Here is a 739-nt window from a genome sequence, read left to right as displayed (position 1 = left end):
GCCTCTTCCTGTGCGGCGATGACCTCTAGGCGCTGGACGTCGGTCATGCCGGGCTCCAGGCGCGGCAGAGCGTTCAGAGCGGCGCTCACAGGGCGATCTCGCGGCGTTCTTCGGCGCTGCGTTGGGCCAGGGCCAGCAGTTCCATAACCGCCAGGGCCTCGCGCGCCGGCACAGGGTTGGGGCCGTGGCCCGACAGGGCGTCGCGCAGGGCGGCGTAGTAGGCCAGGTAGTCGCCGGGAGCGCCCGGAATGGTCTGTGAGGTTGTGGCTTCGCCATCGGGCTTTGTCAGAACGCCTGGGCGGGGATCGGCGCCCCACCCCTCCGCACCCGGGACGACGCCAGCCTTGAGCGCGGCCTCCTGCGGGTCCAGGCCGTTCTTGATGAAACTGCCGGCGGTCCCGTGCACGGCCAGCCGCAGGTCGGAGGCGGCGGTCATCTGGCTGGCGTGCAGCAGCACGCGCAGGCGCGGATAACGCAGGACCAGGTGGAACCAGTCGGGAGCCACCCCGCCGTCCTTCTGGATCGCGACGTCGGCCGTGAGGGCCAGCGGCGGACCGAACAACTGCAGGGCCTGATCCACAAGGTGCGGGCCAAGGTCCAGCAAGGCTCCGGCGCCGGGCTTCTCGCGCCAGCGGTCGCGCACCAAGGGGCGATAGCGGTCGAAATGGCTTTCGAATTGGACGATCTCGCCCAGTTCGCCGGCGTCGACCAGGGCTTTCAGGGTCAGGAAGTCGCTGTC

At 70.1% G+C, this 739-nt stretch carries 1 protein-coding gene; it reads right to left on the bottom strand.

All coding sequences use genetic code 11. From position 1 onward, the window contains the following. Nucleotides 1-85: 85 nt before the first annotated feature. Nucleotides 86-739 (bottom strand): Gfo/Idh/MocA family oxidoreductase (locus tag J7528_RS23740; RefSeq protein ID WP_291879788.1); only part of this gene is annotated, 654 nt, incomplete at its 5' end.

The organism is Caulobacter sp., assembly GCF_017744445.1.
Lineage (GTDB): Bacteria > Pseudomonadota > Alphaproteobacteria > Caulobacterales > Caulobacteraceae > Caulobacter.
Note: the sequence above shows the minus strand (reverse complement) of the source record. Positions and strands in the feature narration are given on the sequence as shown.